This is a genomic window from Flagellimonas meridianipacifica, assembly GCF_003001695.1.
GTDB classification, from domain to species: domain Bacteria; phylum Bacteroidota; class Bacteroidia; order Flavobacteriales; family Flavobacteriaceae; genus Flagellimonas; species Flagellimonas meridianipacifica.
Genome location: NZ_PVYX01000002.1, coordinates 1,802,169 through 1,822,165, shown reverse-complemented (window position 1 = coordinate 1,822,165; position 19,997 = coordinate 1,802,169). Strand labels below are relative to the sequence as shown.

General features: G+C 39.4%; 15 protein-coding genes. 8 read left to right on the top strand and 7 right to left on the bottom strand.

Features of this window, described 5'->3' with window-relative positions; all coding sequences use genetic code 11:
- Nucleotides 1-5: 5 nt before the first annotated feature.
- From CLV81_RS18355 to CLV81_RS18345, 3 genes are read right to left on the bottom strand one after another with little or no spacing between them, the layout of a single operon-like run.
- Nucleotides 6-1,196, bottom strand: a complete 1,191-nt coding sequence (locus tag CLV81_RS18355; RefSeq protein ID WP_106147109.1) for a THUMP-like domain-containing protein — start codon at nt 1,194-1,196, stop codon at nt 6-8.
- Between the two features lie 7 nt (nt 1,197-1,203).
- Nucleotides 1,204-2,304: an AI-2E family transporter gene (locus tag CLV81_RS18350; protein ID WP_106147107.1), complete on the bottom strand. Its 1,101-nt coding sequence runs from the start codon at nt 2,302-2,304 to the stop codon at nt 1,204-1,206.
- A 3-nt stretch (nt 2,305-2,307) separates the two neighbouring features.
- Nucleotides 2,308-2,958, bottom strand: coding sequence for a DUF4159 domain-containing protein (locus CLV81_RS18345; RefSeq protein ID WP_106147712.1), 651 nt, complete (start codon nt 2,956-2,958; stop codon nt 2,308-2,310).
- Between the two features lie 40 nt (nt 2,959-2,998).
- On the opposite strand from CLV81_RS18345, the gene CLV81_RS18340 reads away from it, so the two are divergent.
- Nucleotides 2,999-3,784 (top strand): DUF1223 domain-containing protein, encoded by a 786-nt coding sequence (locus tag CLV81_RS18340; RefSeq protein WP_106147105.1) that lies wholly within the window; start codon nt 2,999-3,001, stop codon nt 3,782-3,784.
- Here the strand turns inward: CLV81_RS18340 and CLV81_RS18335 are convergent, their stop codons facing one another.
- Together CLV81_RS18335 and tsaD are read right to left on the bottom strand one after the other, a co-directional pair.
- Nucleotides 3,785-4,495: a 16S rRNA (uracil(1498)-N(3))-methyltransferase gene (locus CLV81_RS18335; protein WP_106147103.1), complete on the bottom strand. Its 711-nt coding sequence runs from the start codon at nt 4,493-4,495 to the stop codon at nt 3,785-3,787.
- A 15-nt stretch (nt 4,496-4,510) separates the two neighbouring features.
- Nucleotides 4,511-5,539 carry a tRNA (adenosine(37)-N6)-threonylcarbamoyltransferase complex transferase subunit TsaD gene (gene tsaD / locus CLV81_RS18330; RefSeq protein WP_106147101.1) on the bottom strand — a complete coding sequence of 343 codons (1,029 nt, stop codon included), beginning with the start codon at nt 5,537-5,539 and terminating at the stop codon, nt 4,511-4,513.
- Nucleotides 5,540-5,641: 102 nt separating this feature from the next.
- Between tsaD and CLV81_RS18325 the strand changes: the two genes are divergently transcribed.
- From CLV81_RS18325 to CLV81_RS18310, 4 genes are all read left to right on the top strand, one after another.
- Nucleotides 5,642-10,075, top strand: a complete 4,434-nt coding sequence (locus tag CLV81_RS18325) for a translocation/assembly module TamB domain-containing protein (protein WP_106147099.1) — start codon at nt 5,642-5,644, stop codon at nt 10,073-10,075.
- A 125-nt stretch (nt 10,076-10,200) separates the two neighbouring features.
- A complete protein-coding gene (pfkA, locus tag CLV81_RS18320) occupies nt 10,201-11,187 on the top strand; it encodes a 6-phosphofructokinase (RefSeq protein WP_106147097.1) in 987 nt (328 codons plus the stop codon).
- A 21-nt stretch (nt 11,188-11,208) separates the two neighbouring features.
- The gene (gene gap / locus CLV81_RS18315) at nt 11,209-12,210 is read left to right on the top strand and encodes a type I glyceraldehyde-3-phosphate dehydrogenase (RefSeq protein ID WP_106147095.1); all 1,002 of its coding nucleotides are present in this window, start codon (nt 11,209-11,211) and stop codon (nt 12,208-12,210) included.
- A gap of 78 nt (nt 12,211-12,288) precedes the next feature.
- On the top strand, nt 12,289-13,140 hold the full coding sequence (locus CLV81_RS18310) for an N-acetylglucosamine kinase (RefSeq protein WP_106147093.1): 852 nt from the start codon (nt 12,289-12,291) through the stop codon (nt 13,138-13,140).
- On the opposite strand, the gene CLV81_RS18305 is transcribed toward CLV81_RS18310, so the two are convergent.
- Both CLV81_RS18305 and CLV81_RS18300 read right to left on the bottom strand, forming a co-directional pair.
- Nucleotides 13,133-13,513: a RidA family protein gene (locus CLV81_RS18305; RefSeq protein WP_106147091.1), complete on the bottom strand. Its 381-nt coding sequence runs from the start codon at nt 13,511-13,513 to the stop codon at nt 13,133-13,135. The two genes, CLV81_RS18310 and CLV81_RS18305, sit on opposite strands and share 8 nt — an antisense overlap.
- Nucleotides 13,514-13,547: 34 nt before the next feature.
- Complete coding sequence (locus CLV81_RS18300) at nt 13,548-16,178, bottom strand: putative LPS assembly protein LptD (protein ID WP_245912082.1); 2,631 nt, start codon at nt 16,176-16,178, stop codon at nt 13,548-13,550.
- A 184-nt stretch (nt 16,179-16,362) separates the two neighbouring features.
- Between CLV81_RS18300 and CLV81_RS18295 the strand changes: the two genes are divergently transcribed.
- From CLV81_RS18295 to CLV81_RS18285, 3 genes are all read left to right on the top strand, one after another.
- Complete coding sequence (locus CLV81_RS18295; protein WP_106147087.1) at nt 16,363-17,562, top strand: N-acetylmuramoyl-L-alanine amidase family protein; 1,200 nt, start codon at nt 16,363-16,365, stop codon at nt 17,560-17,562.
- A gap of 69 nt (nt 17,563-17,631) precedes the next feature.
- The gene (locus CLV81_RS18290; protein ID WP_106147085.1) at nt 17,632-18,591 is read left to right on the top strand and encodes an MlaD family protein; all 960 of its coding nucleotides are present in this window, start codon (nt 17,632-17,634) and stop codon (nt 18,589-18,591) included.
- A gap of 70 nt (nt 18,592-18,661) precedes the next feature.
- Nucleotides 18,662-19,987 carry a 4Fe-4S dicluster domain-containing protein gene (locus CLV81_RS18285; protein WP_106147084.1) on the top strand — a complete coding sequence of 442 codons (1,326 nt, stop codon included), beginning with the start codon at nt 18,662-18,664 and terminating at the stop codon, nt 19,985-19,987.
- Nucleotides 19,988-19,997: the final 10 nt, after the last annotated feature.

Below are 19,997 nucleotides of genomic sequence, written 5' to 3'. Positions count from 1 at the left end.
GATGTTCACGTAGGTTCCGTAATTTTTTCGCAGATGATAACCCGTTTACCGTCATCTAAGGTTTTTGTGAAAAATACATAGTCATCACCCCCATCTAAGATTTCATACTTTTTGCGTAGTTGGGCAACTGTTGTTGGAAAATTTCTTGTGGTAATATTCGCCTTTGTTCTCTTAAAAGATTTCATGGTATTCTTTGAATAAGGAAGATTTGATTTTATGGTAAATCTCCTTCCTGGAAATTCAATTAGCTTATCCGAGGTGTACAGGTGCGAATGCTCATGCAACTTTCTTAATCCGAACTGCTGTCCTACAGACTTAAAGGCTCCTATCTTTAAAATAGCAGAATTCGGTTCGTAGAGGTACTTGGTGGGTAAGCCCAAATTTGGAGGTTGTGATTTTTCTTCTGTTTGCTTGAAGACGAAAGAATCTTTTCTTCCAGAACTAAGATTCACTGCATGAAACAAAGTTTCACCATCAAAATCCCTATCTAATATAAAAAGGAGTTCTTTCACCTCATTGTGAACAGCTACAACATGAACTTCTTTTACCAATTGGAGGTCTTTTATAGCTTGGGAGATGTCCAACAATGGAGATACTTTAACCAAAATCTTCTTTGAAAATTGAAATAATTCCGGTAGGGTATCTGGGACATTGGGTTCACAATCTTTTAGCAGAAAGACCTTTGTTTTTGTCTTGTCTCTTCGAGATGGGTCCACAAAAATCCAATCAAAAGTAGCTGATGAACTTTTTAAAAATTGAAAACCGTCTTCAGGAATAAAAGTAACATTTTCTACCTTAAGCTGATTGAAATTATGAGCGGCAATTGCACTCAATTCTTGGTTGGTTTCACAATGAAACACCCGGGTCATTTTCTTTGAAAAAAAATAGGTGTCCACCCCAAAACCTCCCGTTAGGTCAACCAAAGTTTTTCCATTCACCAAGTTGGATTTGTACTCCGCGGTGACTTCAGAACTGGTTTGTTCAATATGAAGTTTTGGAGGATAATAAATCCCATCAGCATTGAACCAAGTGGGAAGCTTTTGCTTAGCCTTTTTTTTGGATTCCAGTTGCTGGACCAACTCTTTTTGTGATATTCCGTGAAATCTGGGTTTTTGCAACAGAACTGACACGATGTCAGCATTCCATTTATTTTTTATAAATTCCTGCACACCAGTATTTAAAATGAGCTTATTCAAATAAAGACTACAAATTTTTTGTTAGCTTTTTCACAAACTCATTTCCAGTCAAAAACTCCTTCAAAATGACCTTAATTGCGGTGTATCCGGGTACCGCAACGACCATTCCAACAACACCAAAAAGGAGCCCTGCTATAATGATTACCAAAAAGATTTCCAGAGGGTGGGATTTAACGCTGGTGGAAAAAATAAACGGTTGCGAAAAGAAATTATCTATCAGTTGTCCAATAACAATTCCAATTAAAACATAACTGGCTTTAGGTAAAATCACCGTGCTGAAATCGGCCCCCAGAAAACTGGTCATTGTCAAGGTAATCATAATGACTCCACCAATGATTGGTCCGATATAGGGAATGATATTGAACAAAGCGCAAAGAAAGGCGATGACAATCGCATTCTCCACACCAACAATAAATAGTGTTATGGTATAGATGATGAAAAGAATGAGGAGCTGTAAAAGTATACCTGCAAAATATCTCGACAGCAAGCCGTTTATCTTGTCTATTGAAGCCACCAAATTTCCTTCTTTTTGGTCTGGAACGAAAACAAGCATTCCCTTTTGAAGCAATTTACTATCCTTCAAGAAAAAGAACGATATGAAGAGTACCGAAAACAAACCGATACTAAAGTTGCTTAAAACGTTCACGAAGGAATTTAGGAAGTTGGGGATAAACCCTAAATCCAAACCCTTGATAACACTTTCTTCTAATCCAGATTCTTCAATTAAATGGGTGACACCATCGGTGGTAGCTCCAAAATATTCCAAAATCTGAAAATATAAAGTGTTTAAATTAGCTTTCAAATCCTCCAAATCCAAGAGTGATAGATTTCTACTTTGTTCGGAGATTAGTGGAATAAAAAGGGCCAAGATTCCTAAGAAAAGCCCAACCATCAATATCATAGTGGTTACAACAGCCAATGTGTTCGGAAATTTGAGTTTTCGCCTCAAAAACAAGACTATGGGCCTTCCTAAAAGGGCTATGACCGCGGCAATGGCCAGATAGGCAATAACCGATTGGATTTTTATAAAGAAGTATATAAGTAAGACTATCGCTATAATTATGGCGACAGCCCTCAGAATTCCTTCCGAAATTGTTTTTGCATTCATTGGTTAGTTTTTAAAGGCATATTCAACAATATTGGCCCCCATTTGCAACGCTTTCAATCGTACATCTTCGGGGTCATTATGCACTTCAGGGTCCTCCCAACCGTCGCCTAAATCGCTTTCATAGGTGAACAAAAGAATTAATCTTCCTTCTTCAAAGATACCTAGAGCCTGTGGTCGTTTGCCATCGTGCTCATGTATTTTGGGTAGACCATTCTCAAAATTGAACTTTTGGGAAAAGATGGGGTGGTCAGCACCTACTTCTTCCAAATTTCTATTGGGAAATACTTTTTTTAACTCACGTCTTACATAAGGTTCCATCCCGTAATTGTCATCAATGTGGAGAAATCCTCCGGATAATAGGTAATTTCTCAAGTTTTCAGCTTCCTCGTTCGTAAAGAAAACATTTCCATGACCAGTCATGTGAATCAGTGGAAATTGATAAATGGAGACACTACCTACCTCTATGGTCTCAGGTTTTGCATCCAACTTAGTATCGATATTCTCATTGCAAAACTGAATTAGATTGGGCAACGCCGTAGGGTTGGAATACCAATCTCCACCACCGCCATATTTTAGTACTCCAACTTGTTGACAATGACCCGCGTATATCACAAAAAAAGTTAAAAAAGCTAGGAAACGGGTAAGTTGTGCCATTGAACCACGATTAAGAAAGTATATCAAAAGTACTGTATTCATGTCTAAAAAAATCATAATCCCTACCATCGCCTTTCTTGGTATGGTTTTTATGGCCTTCTATACGGCCAAAATAGAAGATAAGTCCGTGTCTATTAATACAAACGAAGTAAAGTCCACAGAAACCTTTCCTTCGATTGTGGTAGTAGAACTGTTCACGTCTCAAGGTTGCTCCAGTTGTCCTCCTGCTGATGTTTTGCTTGAAAAGGTCAAAAACCAATACCCAAATGAAGTATTTGCATTATCCTATCACGTGGACTACTGGAATTACATAGGATGGGAAGACCCCTTTAGTCATGCACGCTATACAAAACGGCAGAGTTATTACAATCAGAAATTGGGGTATCGTGGAAACTACACTCCAGAGGCCATTGTTAATGGGAAGGAGCATTTTGTGGGTTCTAGCACAGGTAAAATGTATTCCAAAATTGATAAATACAAAAGTCAAAAAGCCCAAAATCAAATTGCATTGAGCAATGTAAATCGAAAGGGGAATTCAATTTTGTTTGATTATGAAATTGAAGGGGACATTTCAGATAAAACCTTAAGAGCTGTTTTGGTTTTGGATGAAAGAACCACTTCCGTGAAACGTGGAGAAAACAGAAACAGAACGCTTAAGAATAGTAACATTGTTGTATCCGAAAGCTACAACGAATTGAAGTTATCCAGAGGTTCAGGTAGCATAACCATTCCGTCTTTGGTAAGGCAAAACGAAGGGACAACCCTCATGCTCTTAACTGAGAATGAGGTGCTGGATATCACAGGAGCCACAAAAATTAAAGTTTAGTTATTCAATATTGGCCAAGGCCACAGCAGTACATGCAACAATAGCTGCGGTCTCGGTTCGTAAACGGGTATTACCCATTGCTACGGGGTGATACCCTTTTTTTATGGCCATGTCAATTTCCTCTGGAGAAAAGTCACCTTCTGGACCAATTAAAATGGTAGTGTCCCTCCCAGGGGCTAGGACATTCTTTAGTTCCTTTTTTTCATTTTCCTCGCAGTGTGCGATAAAAGAAAGAGAGTTTAGAGGCTGGTTTTCCAAAAAATCATTGAAAGATGAAAGTGGATTGAGTTTGGGCAAAAAAGTCTGTAAAGATTGCTTCATTGCCGATTGCAATACCCGTTGCATTCGCTCTAATTTTAAGCTTTTTCGCTCAGACCTCGCACATAGAATTGGAGTGATTTCATCAACTCCAATTTCTGTAGCCTTTTCCAAAAACCATTCAAATCGGTCATTCATCTTGGTGGGAGCAACCACCAGGTGCAAATAATAGGGTTTAGTTTTGGTATTCTGAATCTTTATGATTTGAGCATTACATTTTCTGGAATCTGTATTCAATAATTCAGCTTCGTAAAGAATTCCCCTACCATCTGTAATATGAAGTACATCGCCTTCCTTTTTCCGTAAAACCCTACTAATATGTTTGCTTTCCTCAGGTGAGAAAAAAAAGGAAGTTGTAGAAGGGTCTAGTGTAGGATTGTAAAAGAGCTGCATCCAAATTCTGTTAATTTAGCTGCCTATGGCATATCTCGCTTTTGCAGCAATACCTTGGTCAGTAAATTGATTTTCCATGAACTTCAAGTATCCTACAATTCCGATCATACCTGCATTATCTGTACAATATTGAAATTTTGGTATATAAGTGGTCCAACCTTTGGTTTCTCTTGCATCTTGTAATCGTTGTCGTATTCCTGAGTTGGCAGCAACTCCTCCACCAATGGCGACATGTTTTATCCCAGTTTCTTTTGCCGCCTTATCCAGTTTTTCCATCAGAATTTCCAAGATGGTATGTTGTACAGAAGCACAGATATCATCAATATTCTCTTGGACAAAATTGGGATTGTTTTTGGTATGCTTTTGAAGAAAATAAAGAATACTGGTCTTAAGACCACTAAAGCTGAAGTTCAATCCATCAACCTTGGGTTTAGGAAAAGAAAAAGCACTTGGGTTTCCTTTACGGGCATGTTTGTCAACTAAAGGACCTCCTGGATAGGGTAAACCCATTAACTTGGCACTTTTATCAAATGCCTCGCCTACGGCATCATCCAAAGTTTCGCCCAAAACCTCCATGTCAAAGTAATGGTTCACTTTTACAATCTGGGTATGTCCTCCGCTTATGGTCATCCCTAAAAAAGGAAAAGGTGGAGCGGTCATCTCTTCGTCATCAATAAAGTGAGCCAGAATATGGGCTTCCATATGGTTCACTTCAATCAAGGGAATATTTAGGGCCAATGCAAGCGACTTAGCAAAAGAGGTCCCTACCAAAAGAGAACCCATAAGGCCCGGCCCACGGGTAAAGGCTATGGCCGAAAGTTGTTTTTTGTCGATATTTGCCTTGGCCAAGGCTTGGTGGACCACAGGTACGATGTTTTGTTGATGTGCACGTGAGGCTAATTCAGGTACCACTCCACCATATTGTTTATGAATCTCTTGGGTAGCCACGACATTGCTCAATACTTTTGTATTGCATAAAACGGCTGCAGAAGTATCATCGCATGACGATTCTATCGCAAGAATATATATTTTTTTGGTAGTCACAGGCTTTGGAACAAAAATTGGTCGTACAAAAGTAAAACATAAAGCCCTATCAAAAAATTTAGGAAAATACTGGTTCGATTGCTGTTATCCATTCTGTTGATAATGGTATTGGCGTCGTTGGTACTTTCCATACCAGCGGTGCAAACCAGACTGGGGCAATATGCTACCAAATCTTTAAATGAGGAGTTTGGCACCAATATTTCCATAGAGAGATTGAGTCTTTCCCTTTTCAGTCTCAATACCGGACTCAAGGGCATTTACGTTGAGGACCATAAAAAGGATACCCTGGCCTATATACAAAAACTATCTACCTCTATTCTAAATCTTCGCAACATGGCCGATGGAAGCATGGAATTTGGTGACATTGAATTGGATGGGGTTATTTTTCACCTGAAAACCTATGAAGGTGAAAATGATACCAACTTGGACATTTTTGTCGAAAAATTGGATGATGGAAAACCAAGGGCACCCGGAACACCACCATTTTTTATGTCTTCGGACGAGATTCAAATTTCTGAGGGAGAATTCAAATTAGTGGATGAAAATTTGGAAGCCGAAGAAACTTTGAATTTTTCCAATTTGGAGATAAAAGCCAGTGATTTTCAAATTCTGGGTCCGGAGGTGACGCTTACAATTAACGAGTTGGCATTGGATAGCAAACGTGGAATCCGCTTAGAGCAATTGTCCACTGAATTCAAATATACCAAGCAGCAGATGAGGTTTGATTCTTTGCAAATCAAAACAGCACAATCTGAACTTATTGGGAACTTGGTGTTTGATTATAACAGAGAGGATTTTTCTGAATTCTTGGACAAAGTGAACGTTAAAGCCGAATTTAACGAATCTACGGTGGCATTAAATGAAATCAATACATTTTATAATGAGTTCGGTAGTAACAAGGTAGTGTCGTTTTCGTCCAAGATAAGTGGTTTCTTGAATGATTTAAAGGTAGAAGATTTGTTTTTGAGGTCTGAGAATACCGGAATACGAGGGGATTTTGCGTTCCAAAATCTTTTCAGTAGTACTGCCCCTTTTGTTTTAAGAGGGGATATCGAGAACCTAACATCCAGTTATTACCAACTTAGGTCGTTGTTACCTGACATTTTGGGCAAAAGTATTCCTTCTTCATTTCAAAAGCTTAGACAGTTTACCGTTCGAGGAAGCGCTGAGATTACCGAGACCTCGTTGGATGTAAAAGTAAATCTGAATACGGCCATTGGTAGCAGTTATACGGATTTGCAAATGACCAACATCCAAACTATTGATGATGCCTCATACATTGGATTTATCTCCCTTATTGATTTTGATTTGGGAACATTTATAGAGAACAAACAACTGGGTCTGGCAACCATGGATGTCAATGTTGAGGGAAAAGGATTCATTGCCGAATATTTGAACACCGAGGTAATAGGAGAGGTCTACAAATTGGAATTCAACGGTTATGAATACAATGGTCTAAAAGTATCTGGAATATTAAAGGAGGAACTTTTTGACGGTTCATTATTGAGTAGTGATGATAATTTTAAATTCGACTTTAAGGGATTGGCTGATTTTGGAGATGGTGTCAATAAATTCAACTTTGTTGCATCTGTGGATCATGCTGACTTGAAGCGCTTGAATTTCATTAACGATAGCGTATCCATTTTCAAAGGAAACCTCAATATGGATATAGAGGGCAATACGTTGGACAATATTGTAGGACAAATACGCTTCTCGAACACAACCTATCAAAACAAAAACGATACTTATTATTTCGAGGATTTTTCAGTTTCATCCTCTTTTGATGCAGATACAGTCAGAACTGTAGAAATCAACTCTCCTGATATCATAACAGGTTATGTAAAGGGAAAATTTAAGGTAGAGGAAATTGGGAAGTTAGTTCAAAACTCCGTTGGAAGCATCTACACCAACTATCGACCTTTCGAGATTTCAGAAGGTCAGGAACTGAGCTTCAATTTTAAAATTTACAATAAAATAGTTGATGTTTTCTTTCCTGAGGTTTCGTTTGATGCAAATACATTTATTAGGGGAGATATTGTTGCGGATGAAGGAGATTTTAAACTCACCTTTAAATCACCAAATATTAAGGCCTACGGAAATGAGTTTGACAACCTGGAATTAAAGATAGATAACAAAAACACCTTGTTCAATACGTATTTATCGGTAGAGGACATGGCTACTTTGTACTATGATGTAAAAGATTTCAACCTTATCAATACAACCCTGAAAGACACTTTGTTTTTTAGAACAGAGTTTAAAGGTGGCCGTGGTTTGGACGATAGCTACAATTTAAACTTTTACCACACCTTCAATCAAGAGAACAAGTCTGTAATTGGACTCAAAAAGTCAGAAATGAACTTTAAGGGAAACACTTGGGTATTGAACCGAGAGGGCAATGCCAAAAACAAGGTAATTCTTAATAGAACCCTGGACAGTATTTGGATAGAGGATTTAGTGATGGACAATGAAAACGAAGAGCAGATTAGATTGCGTGGAGAGTTGGCTGACTCAACCTACAAAGATTTGGACCTGCAATTCAAAATAGTTTCGTTAAATAAAATTATCCCGGAAGTGGATAGTCTAAAGATGGATGGAACTATAAATGGCTTTTTAAACATTCTTCAAAAAGAGGGGAAGTACTTACCAACTTCCAGTCTAAACATTGAAAACTTAACTGTAAATGATTCAAGATTGGGTGATTTGGAGATTGGAATTTTTGGGAACAATGATCTAACTCAATTTGGCATCAGTACCTGGTTGGATGATAATGGAAGGGAGAAAATGTCCATTAACGGGAAGGTTACCAATAAAAATCAGGATACAAGACTCGATCTTACGGCCAACTTTACCGATTTTGAGATGGAACCGTTCAGTCCTTTGGGGGAGGATGTCATTTCTAATATTCGGGGGAAAATCAGTGGTAACGTAAAGGTAATTGGCAAGGCAGAAAATCCCTCAATCAATGGGAACTTGACTCTTAATGAAGCAGGCTTGGGTATACCTTATCTAAATGTGGATTACGATTTTGCACCATTCTCTCGGGTCCGTCTTTTTGATCAAACCTTCTATTTTGAAAACATTGGTCTTTCCGATGTGGCGGAGGGTACCACAGCAACCTTGGATGGTACGATTAACCATACGGCTTTTGGAGACTGGTCTCTAGACTTGGATGTGGATACCAGGAACGATCGGTTTATGATACTCAATACCGAATTTAATGAAGAAGCTCTGTATTACGGTACTGGTTTTATCAATGGTACAGGAAGTATTTATGGTCCTACGGAAGGGCTTACCATTTCAGTGGATGCTACCACAGGACCAGGTACATCCCTAAAAATACCTTTGAGCGATGTAACCTCCGTTGGTGATTATTCCTTCATCAATTTCATTGAAAAGAAGGGTACAGAAACTTTTAAGGATGAACGTATACTGAAAGATTATGAAGGTCTGGAAATGGCTTTTGATTTGGCCGTTACACCAGATGCTGAAGTTGAAATTGTTGTGGATCAAAATACAGGGAGTTCCCTCAAAGGAACCGGTGAAGGAATTCTGCTGATAGAAATTAATACCAACGGGAAGTTCAACATGTATGGGGAATTTGTAGCGGTTACGGGGGAATACAACTTTAGGTATGGAGGAATTATTGACAAAACATTTCAGGTACGCCCCGGTGGTACTATACTTTGGGAAAGAGATCCTTTGGCCGCCCAACTGAATTTGGAGGCAGTTTATGCCATTAATGCAAATCCCGCACCACTGCTGGATGGTAACAATTTCAGAGGAAGAATCCCTACAGAAGTGGTAGTACGCCTTAGCGGAGAATTGGAAAATCCAAACATCGGTTTCGATATTGATTTTCCAGGAACAAATTCAGTGGTTCAATCTGAATTGGAATACAGACTTCAAGACCCGACTGTAAAAGAGAGGAATGCATTCTCTTTAATGGCCCAAGGTACTTTCTGGAATCAACAGAATGCAAATTTTGATGGCGGACAGATAGCTATTGGAAATGCTATCCAAACCGCATCGGGCTTGCTGAATCAGATACTTGCAGGCGATAACGACAAACTGAATTTTGGAGTATCCTATGAACAAGGGCTGTTAAACCCAGAAGCGGATATTCAAACCGAGAATCGAATAGGGGTTACGGTGTCAACAAAGATATCTGATAGAGTCCTTGTGAACGGACGCTTGGGGGTTCCGGTCGGAGGAGTATCGGAAACTGTGGTTGCTGGGGATGTTGAGGTACAGGTTTTACTGAATGAGGAAGGTACACTCAGTGCGAAGATTTTTAACCGCGAAAATCAAATCCAGCAGTTTTTTGCAGAACGACAAGGGTATACACAAGGTTTGGGGCTTTCATATCAAGTGGATTTCAATAGCTTCAAAGACTTGATGCAAAAGGTTTTTAAAAAGAAAGCGAAAGCAGAAGAAAAATCGGCGCCAATCCAATCCACAGAAATCATGGGAAAGGATAGTCTCATACGATTCAAACCAAAAAATAGCACGGCTAAACGCTCACCCAATTTGGAGTGATTTTTTTGCATCTTTTTGTCCTTAATTTTACGAAAACGTTTGCGAAAAACGTTGATTATAAATTACTTAATATCTCATTCGTTAATTAAATAAAGTTTCCTAGTTTTGCCAACTTAAAGTGTTCAATGGCTTCAGAAATTAAAAAAATAGGCGTGTTTACATCCGGGGGAGATTCACCTGGAATGAACGCCGCTATACGCTCTGTAGTACGAACTTGCGCATACCTTAAGTTAGAGTGTGTAGGTATCTATAGAGGGTATCAAGGGATGATTGAGGGGGACTTTAAACCAATGGATGCCCGTAGTGTAAATAACATCATTAATAAAGGTGGAACTATACTTAAATCCGCTCGTTGTGATGATTTCCGGACTCCGGACGGCCGTAAAAAAGCACATGAGCAATTATTAGCTGAAGGCATTGATGCTTTGGTGGTTATTGGCGGTAATGGAAGCTTTGCCGGTGCTTTGGCTTTGAATGAGGAATTTAATTTTCCAGTGATAGGTATTCCTGGTACAATAGATAATGACATTTTAGGGTCTAGCTATACCATAGGATTTGATACGGCCATAAATACCGTTGTTGGGGCAATTGACAAGATTAGAGATACAGCTAGCTCACACAACCGTCTTTTTTTCGTTGAAGTGATGGGTAGGGATGTAGGTCATATTGCACTAAATGCTGGGGTAGGGGCAGGAGCGGAAGAAATTCTTATCCCTGAACAGAATTTGGGACTTGAGAGATTATTGGAATCCTTGAAACGTAGTAAGAAATCTGGAAAATCCTCGAGTATTGTTATTGTTGCTGAAGGTGATAAAACGGGTAAGAACGTTTTTGAACTCAAGGAATATGTCGAAGAGCACCTTCCTATTTATGATGTTCGGGTGTCCGTACTGGGACATATGCAACGCGGAGGAAACCCTACTTGTTTTGACAGGGTCTTGGCCAGTAGGATGGGTGTTAAGGCAGTTGAGAGCTTGCTAGAAGGAAAATCCAATTATATGGTTGGAATTCGGGACACTAAACTTATACTCACCCCGATAAGTGAGGCTATTAAGGCTCACACAGAAATTGACGAAGAACTTATACGAGTTTCAGACATAATGACTACATAATTAAAAACTAAACACGAAGAAATGGCGAATTTAAAAATAGGAATCAACGGATTCGGTAGAATAGGTAGGTTGGTATTCAGAGCTACTGTTAAAAGAGATAATGTTGATGTTGTTGCCATCAACGATTTGTTGGATGTAGAGCACCTTGCATATTTGTTGGAATATGATTCTGTACACGGAAGATTTGATGGAACAGTTGAAGTAAAGGATGGCCACCTGGTGGTAAACGGAAAAACCGTTCGAGTAACTGCCGAAAGGGATCCTAAAAATTTGAAATGGGATGAGGTAGGTGCTGATATCGTTGCAGAATGCACCGGTATTTTCACTACACTGGAAACAGCACAATACCACATTGATGGTGGTGCCAAGAAAGTGGTCATCTCCGCACCATCCAAAGATGCACCTATGTTTGTAATGGGTGTTAATCACAATGAGGTGAAAGCATCGGATACCATTGTTTCCAACGCTTCTTGTACTACAAACTGTTTGGCTCCATTGGCTAAAGTGTTGGATGATACCTTTGGTATAGAGGAAGGTTTGATGACCACGGTGCACGCTACCACTGCTACTCAAATGACTGTGGACGGCCCATCTAAAAAAGACTATCGTGGTGGTCGTGGTGCTCTTCTGAACATCATTCCTGCATCAACTGGAGCAGCAAAAGCCGTAACCAAGGTTATTCCTGCCCTTGAAGGTAAATTGACAGGTATGGCGTTTAGGGTACCTACATCCGATGTTTCAGTAGTAGACCTTACTGTTAAGTTGGAAAAGGAGACTTCTTATGATGAGATCAAGAAGGTTTTCAAAGCAGCTTCGGAAAACGAATTGAACGGTATTTTGGGTTATACTGAAGAACCAGTCGTATCTCAGGATTTTGTCGGAGATGCTAGAACTAGCATTTTTGATGCTGGGGCAGGTATCGAGTTGAATTCAAAGTTTTTCAAGGTGGTTTCTTGGTATGACAATGAAGCAGGTTATTCCAATAAACTGGTAGATTTGGCTGAGCATGTAGCCCAGTTATAATTTAGTATCTTACATAAAATTACTTGAGGGTGCTGGTGTTAATTGGCACCCTCATAGTTTCAACCTAAAAACCAACTTATGATTTTAATTGTTGACAGTGGGGCTACCAAATCCGACTGGATTGCTCTTGACGAAAAAGGAGAAGAACTTTTTTTGACCCAGACCTTGGGATTGAGTCCGGAGGTCCTCTCAAGAGAGGTAATCGAAGACAGACTGGCCAACAATTTTGATTTGTCCCAAAATAGGGAACAAGTAAGCCACTTGTACTTTTATGGGGCTGGATGCGGTACCGACCGTATGAAGAATTTCCTGAAGGATATTTTCAAGGATTTCTTTCCCAATGCCAAAGCGGAAGTTAGGGAGGATACTTATGCTGCAATCTATTCGACAACCAAAATTGGACATCAAGGTATAGTCTGTATTTTAGGGACGGGTTCCAATTGCAGTTATTATGATGGTCATCAATTGTTTCAAAAAGTAACCTCTTTGGGCTACATTCTTATGGACGACGGAAGCGGGAACTTTTTTGGGCGCAAGCTTTTAAGGGATTATTACTTTCATAAGATGCCTCAGGATTTGGGAATCCGTTTTGCCAAAGATTATAACCTGGATGCAGATGTAATAAAAGATCATCTATATAAACAACCAAATCCAAATACATATCTAGCCACTTTTGCTCGCTTTATAATCGAGAATAAAGAACACCCGTACTGCAAAGGGGTAATTGACAAGGGCTTTCAGCAATTTGTCAACAACTACATCATGCAATTTGAATTGGCCACTAAAGTGCCTATCCATTTTGTAGGAAGCATAGCCCATTTCCTCAGAGATGAATTAGCTACTGTTTTAGAGCGAAACGATTTAATCTTGGGTGTTATCCGTAGAAGACCTATTGAAGGTCTAATGGAATTTCACAAAGAGACTATTTAATAGCAATCATAGATATCTCCACATTTACAAAAGCTGGTAGATTAGCAACCTCCACAGTCTCCCTGGCTGGAGCGGTTTCAGCATCAAAATAAGCACCATAAGCTTCATTGATTTCAGAAAATTGATGCATATCCTTAATAAAAATTGAAGTTTTTACTACATGCTCAAAAGTCATTCCGGCCTCTACTAAAATGGCTTTTAAATTTTCCATGGATTGCTTGGTCTCAGCTTTAATGTCTCCTTCAACCAAATTACCAGTAGCAGGGTTAATTGGGATTTGTCCTGAAATAAAAAGGGTATCTTTTATTAACACGGCTTGGTTGTAAGGCCCAATAGGAGCAGGGGCTTTAGGTGTATTGATAATGGTTTTCATAGTATGAAAATGTGAATTGAATTTAAAGATAACGCTATCTTCTGAAAGGTTGGCTCCTATTTTCCCATTTCAGGTCACTAAGGATGGAGCTCTTAATGCCGATAAAGAAATACCAACGCTCAAATTGCCCAAAAGGCGTCCAATCAAAACTAATACGGAAGCTATCCAAGTCCCTGTTAAAAATAAATCGGGTATCTGTAAACCCCTTGTTTCTAATATCATATCCAGAGTTAAATCCCACCTCCCATTTAGGAGTAAGTTTAATGTTTCCTGAAAACATTAGGGAGTGGTTGGTCAACTCTCTTTGCCTGTTGTTATTGTTGTAAGTAGCTACATAGGTAAAACGAGCGTCCCATGGCAGTTTATTGGAATACGTGGGATTTTCTACATTTCCCTGATCATCCTCTTCTCGCTGAAAAAAAGTTTCCCCGGTTCGTGCTCTGTCATTTAAAGCAAATGGATTGTCTCCGTAACCAGGATCTTGTTCTTGGTCCGAATCTTCCTCACTTTTTTTAGCTCCTCCCTTTTTAAACATATCACTGTTTAATGAGAATCCCGTATTGATTCTTGCTGAGGTGAGTCGAAACAGTCCGCCACCATTGTTAATGTTCAGTGTATTGATACGTCTTCCATTATTGTCTATGGCAAATGGATCAAAAGTAGCGGCAAAATTTATTGGGACATTTTTTATGATTTCTGTGGCACCATTCATATTGATGGGGCTCAATCTAAGGGAATCCGCTTCAAAATTATAGCTGGTTGTAAAGGTTAGATTGCTCAAGATGCTTACCTTTCTAGGTTCCGTAGCTGTAGAATCTTTATCCCTGACCTTGGCTTCCAACGTGTTTTGTAACGAAAAACTCATGGAGTTGCTACGATTCAAAGAGGGTCTTCCATATAGGCTGGTTTCAAAAGGAGTAAACTGAACCTCTTCTCCATTTCCATCAACAAAAGTGTCGAAAAATTGCTCGAATGAAGGGGCATAGTTATAGCTAATGGAGGGGCGCATTACATGGCGTATTGCCTGTATTTTTTTATCCTCCCCAAAATTAAATGTCCCGTACACTGTTGTTCCTACGGACGCTCCAAAGTTATATCGATTGAAACGGTCGAATCCGGCAATAGTGTCAGTAACCGTTTCCTGTAGGTCCTCATCAAACCTCCTGTTTATGGTCTCTAGGGTCCAGACGTCCTCGTAATTTCCATTAAGCGTAACACTCAAATATTTGGCCACTTTAAAATTTGTAGCAAGGGGAATTCTGTGTCTGGCACCAATCCGAGCGTCATCAAAAGAAAAGTTCTGTTCGTCCGTGGTTATGGTATTTTGTGCATTTACGTCATACTGAAAATTGACATTCTGAATGAGTCCTTTTTTAATCCCATCCCTTTTGGCAAAAGGAAAAATACGTTCCATACTGGCTTGGAAAGTTGGTAAAGACATTACGATTTGCTCAGTTCTAGAGTTCTGAGTATGGCTTAAGGTTATGCTGGTATTCACCGAAGGATAAGCAGGAAACGTCTTTGAATAACTGATGGAAGAGGCAAAGGTGTTGGTCTGCACATCATTTCTATTGATTTGGTTTAAGGAATTGGTGAAAAACTGACTACTCCCTAAGTTCACCGAAGCCGAAAATCGAGAATTCGGACTGGCCTTAGGGTCTTGGCTATGCTGAATGCGTATATTATAGTTGCTGGACCTACTGAAATCATCAAAACCTCTTTGACTTTGGATTAGGTTTTCAAAGCTAAAGTTGATATTTCCCCTAAACTTGTAGCGTTTCGTATAAATGGATTGCCCCCTAAAGCCAAAACTACCATTGGTATAGTAATCCCCTGTTAGGCTTAGGTCAACATAATCATTGAAAGGAAAATAATAGCCACCATTTTGAATAAAATACCCTCTTTGGGGGTCGTTTCCAAAGGTGGGAAAAATTAGCCCTGCCGTTCTCCCCGTGGTAAGCGGAAAATACGCAAATGGTAGCGCAATTGGTGTAGGTACATCAGCAATATACATATTACTGAAGCCCGCTATTATTTTCTTCTTGGGGACAAATTTCGCTTTTCTTATACGAATGTAATAATCAGGATTAACCGTATCCTTTGAAGTAGTTAACTTCCCTTCACTTAAGAAATAAACAGAATCATTTTCCTTCTTTGTAATCTCGGCATAAACTTTCATGGCATCACTCCCCAATTGACCCAATCCTGCTTGTTGTTCCGTTCTTGAATTCCAAATGAGCGCCTTTTGCGTATCAAAATTAAATCTTATGGAATCTGGTCGTACTTCATTGCCCCCCTGTTTAAAATAAGGAAATTGGGAATAGGTGCCGGTCGAATCTTTAATACGTCCTGCGTACACCTCATTGGCAATATAATCCAAGACAATTATTCCGGCTTTTAGTTCTGTGTCCTGATAATAGATTTCGGCTTCATCATAGAGGTAAATCTTGTTTTCCGATTGACTCAACTTGACGTAATCTTTAGCCTTGTATTTGATTTGGTCTAGAAGAGCAGCTTCCTTTTTCGGCACGGTATCGGACTGCACCGAATCCAGGGGAATAGAGTCATTTAAAATGTTGGCCGGGAGCAATGGGGCCACTATACTATCCTGTATCGCCTTGATGGGGAGGGGTGTTATTGGGTCTTCCTGAGCAAAAGAATGCATCGAAAAGCCTAGGATAACAAATAGGAATATGAAAAGATGTTTGTTTGATTGCAACGTGATAAATCCTATTTTTGTGCTAGTTTGGCCTAGTTTTTGGTCTCAAACTTACATATATTTTTTCTTCTGTTACTTGGGGATTACAATATTTTTAACCCTAACAGAATGCTAAAATTCTTGAGTTCTTATGTCTGTACAAAGGTTGTTTTTTTTAATTGTATTGCCCTTTCTGTTCCCATTAAGCTCTTTTACCAAAAATAGTACCGAAGTACCCCAGAAGGACAAATTTATAGTGGTTTTGGATGCAGGACATGGTGGACATGACCCTGGAAATCTTGGAAACGGTTATCTGGAAAAGGATATTGCACTTCAAATTGTTTTAAAAACAGGTCAAGAACTGGAGAAAAACCCGAACATCAAGGTAATCTATACAAGAAAGGACGACACTTTTGTAGATCTTTATGTAAGGGGAAAAATTGCTAACGAAGCAAACGCGGACTTGTTCGTTTCAGTGCATTGTGACTCTCATTCATCACAGGCTTATGGTGCAGGAACTTTCGTTTTGGGATTACACGCAAACAGACAGAATTTTGAAGTAGCCAAGAAAGAAAACTCGGTTATCTATCTAGAGGATGACTATGAACAAAGATATGCCCAATACGATATTAATTCTCCAGAATCGGTAATAGGGCTGACCATTATGCAAGAAGAGTTTCTTCAGCAAAGTATATTATTGGGTAAGAAGCTGCAAGATAACTTTACGGTAAAGCTTAAAAGAAAGGATAGAAAGGTAAAGCAAGCGGGATTCATTGTGCTGCATCAGACTTTTATGCCCAGTGTACTGATTGAAGCAGGGTTTTTAACCAATAAAAATGAAGGAAGCTACCTCAATTCTTCAAAAGGACAAGCGCAAATGGGAAAGGCAATTGCGGATGCAATTGTGGCCTACAAAGAAGATTTAAACAATGGAATAGCTGAAGATGAATCTTTTGAGAACACTCCCGAAAATACTCAAGTCGCTGAGGAAGCCCCTAAAAAGGAAAAGGTTGTAGAGGAAGTAGTTGAAGAGGTAAAGGCTGAAAAGGAGCCTGTAACGACAGTTGTTGAAACCAAAACCCCGCCCCCAGCTGTTTCTGACCTGATTTTTAAAGTACAGTTAATGGCAAGTTCCAAGGATGTTCCGCTGACGAAGGCAAATTTCAAAGGATTGGATACCCTTTCCAAAGAACCTTTTAAAAATTTATACCGCTATATGTATGGGAATGCCAAAACCTATGATGAGGCCAAGCAATTAAAAATACAGGCAGATGCCAAAGGATATACCACCTCTTATATTGTCGCCTATAAAAAAGGGGTTAGGGTTCCATTGAAAGAAGCGCTAAAGTAGCTTATCGGAAAGGCTTGTCTCCTTCCTAAAATTATTCCTAATTTTGTTTGGAACCGAAAAAATAATCTTTTGAAACTATCCAGAGAGATTAAAACTGGGATTATTGTACTTACAGGTATAGTAGCCTTTGTTTTTGGACTGAGTTATCTAAAATCCTCTTCACTTTTTGAAAATTCTCGGACACTTTATGCAGTCTATGACCATGTTGGAGGGCTCCAACCAGGTACTCAGGTAACCATTAATGGTTTAAATGTTGGGAATGTGAATAGCATCCGATTTAAGGATAATTCAGGGAAACTTATTGTTACACTTTCAATTAAAAGCGATTTCGAATTCTCGAAGAGCAGCACCGCAGAGCTCTATGATACTGGAATTATAGGAGGAAAGGGAATCCAGATAAACCCGGTCTTAAATGGGGAACGTAATGCGCAATCTGGGGATACGCTGGTTACTTCAACCCGGCCTGGGATTACGGAATTGGTACAACAAAAGTTGACCCCCCTACAACTTAAAGTTGAAGGGGCTGTGTCCCATGCAGATTCTCTGTTGATGAATGTAAACGCTTTGTTGGATGAACCTACTAAGATGGATTTGCAAAGAGGAATTTCGGGTCTTAGCGAATTGATAATATCCTTTAAGAGCAGTGCCGACAAATTGAACAATCTCTTGGAAGAAAACCAAGATCAGTTGGACAATTCATTAAAGAACGTAGACAACATTACCTCAAACTTTTCCAAGCTCTCGGATTCTTTGGCAAGTGCAGGCCTGGCGTCAACTGTTGCCAATTTTCAGACCACAGTGAATCGATTGAACAATGTTTTGGGCAAAATTGAAAAGGGAGAAGGCTCTCTCGGTAAGTTGGCCAATGATGAAGAGTTGTATAATAACTTAGCTGATGCTTCAAGGGAATTGGACTTATTGCTGCAAGATTTTAGACTGAATCCAAAACGTTACGTTAATGTTTCCGTATTTGGAAAAAAGCAAAAAGAATATGAACTTCCAGAAAACGACCCTGCCAATAAACAATAGCAGGTTAAATAGCTAATAAATTTATTATGCATGCATAATAAATTTTGTATTTTTAAGCTTTACTATTCTTATGACCGCATATATACCAAATATTCTGTTCGCAATTCTCCTAACGTTGGGTATTGGTTTTTTTATTAAAAATGTCAAAAAACTTTCTCGTAATATCAAACTAGGGAGGGATGTTGATGTTAGTGATAACAAAACCCAACGTTGGAAAAATATGGCCCGAATCGCTTTGGGACAGACCAAAATGGTGGTGCGACCCATTGCGGGTCTTCTACATATTATCGTGTACGTGGGTTTCATCATCATCAATATAGAGGTACTGGAAATCATCATAGACGGTCTTCTAGGAACCCACCGCATTTTTGCTCCTTTAGGAAGTGTTTACGATTTTCTAATTGGTTCCTTTGAGATTTTAGCTTTTTTGGTTGTCGTTTCCGTGGTTGTATTTTGGCTTCGTAGAAATGCCATAAGGTTAAAAAGATTCATCAAACCTGAAATGGAAGGATGGCCCAAAAAAGATGGCAACCTTATACTTTACATCGAATTGGTTCTCATGGCCTTGTTCCTTACTATGAATGCTGCCGATTTTCAATTGCAACAACTCGGTGCAGAGCATTACGTTCAAGCGGGAGCTTTTCCAGTAAGCCAATATATTGCCGGCCTGTTTGAAGGGCTTTCTGCGTCAACCCTTATTATAATTGAAAGAGCCGCTTGGTGGCTTCACATTCTGGGTATTCTTGCTTTTTTGAACTACCTATATTACTCCAAACACCTTCATATTTTACTGGCTTTTCCAAATACATATTATGGGCGATTAAAGCCTCAGGGAGCGTTTTCAAACGTAGAATCGGTTACCAAGGAGGTTAAACTAATGATGGACCCATCCGCTGACCCTTTTGCGGCTACAGATGATTCTGAAGCTGAACCCGAGAAGTTTGGAGCTTCCGATGTAATGGATTTGAACTGGGTACAGCTTTTAAATGCTTATACATGTACAGAATGCGGTAGATGTACTTCGGAGTGTCCTGCCAATCAAACGGGCAAAAAGTTATCCCCTCGAAAAATAATGATGGATACTAGGGATAGACTTGAAGAAGTGGGCAAAAATATAGACGCCAACAAAGGAGACTTTGTGCCTGACGGCAAACAACTTTTGGATGATTACATCAGCCGGGAGGAACTTTGGGCTTGCACAACGTGCAATGCCTGTGTTGAGGCTTGTCCTGTGAGCATTGACCCTTTGTCCATTATTGTTGAGATGAGACGTTTTTTGGTGATGGAACAATCGGCGGCTCCTACAGAATTGAATAATATGATGTCCAATATTGAAAATAATGGTGCCCCATGGCCCTATAATCAAATGGACCGTTTGAACTGGGTAAACGAATAATAGTATAGCT

What these genes read in the sequence shown, in the direction of transcription:
- CLV81_RS18300 (WP_245912082.1), bottom strand. Translation starts at nt 16,178, where the DNA reads ATGCATTCTTTTGCTCAGGAAGACCCAATAACACCCCTCCCCATCAAG.
- CLV81_RS18295 (WP_106147087.1), top strand. Translation starts at nt 16,363, where the DNA reads ATGTCTGTACAAAGGTTGTTTTTTTTAATTGTATTGCCCTTTCTGTTC.
- CLV81_RS18310 (WP_106147093.1), top strand. Translation starts at nt 12,289, where the DNA reads ATGATTTTAATTGTTGACAGTGGGGCTACCAAATCCGACTGGATTGCT.
- gap (WP_106147095.1), top strand. Translation starts at nt 11,209, where the DNA reads ATGGCGAATTTAAAAATAGGAATCAACGGATTCGGTAGAATAGGTAGG.
- CLV81_RS18325 (WP_106147099.1), top strand. Translation starts at nt 5,642, where the DNA reads ATGGTATTGGCGTCGTTGGTACTTTCCATACCAGCGGTGCAAACCAGA.
- CLV81_RS18340 (WP_106147105.1), top strand. Translation starts at nt 2,999, where the DNA reads ATGTCTAAAAAAATCATAATCCCTACCATCGCCTTTCTTGGTATGGTT.
- pfkA (WP_106147097.1), top strand. Translation starts at nt 10,201, where the DNA reads ATGGCTTCAGAAATTAAAAAAATAGGCGTGTTTACATCCGGGGGAGAT.
- CLV81_RS18345 (WP_106147712.1), bottom strand. Translation starts at nt 2,958, where the DNA reads ATGGCACAACTTACCCGTTTCCTAGCTTTTTTAACTTTTTTTGTGATA.
- CLV81_RS18350 (WP_106147107.1), bottom strand. Translation starts at nt 2,304, where the DNA reads ATGAATGCAAAAACAATTTCGGAAGGAATTCTGAGGGCTGTCGCCATA.
- CLV81_RS18285 (WP_106147084.1), top strand. Translation starts at nt 18,662, where the DNA reads ATGACCGCATATATACCAAATATTCTGTTCGCAATTCTCCTAACGTTG.
- CLV81_RS18305 (WP_106147091.1), bottom strand. Translation starts at nt 13,513, where the DNA reads ATGAAAACCATTATCAATACACCTAAAGCCCCTGCTCCTATTGGGCCT.
- CLV81_RS18335 (WP_106147103.1), bottom strand. Translation starts at nt 4,495, where the DNA reads ATGCAGCTCTTTTACAATCCTACACTAGACCCTTCTACAACTTCCTTT.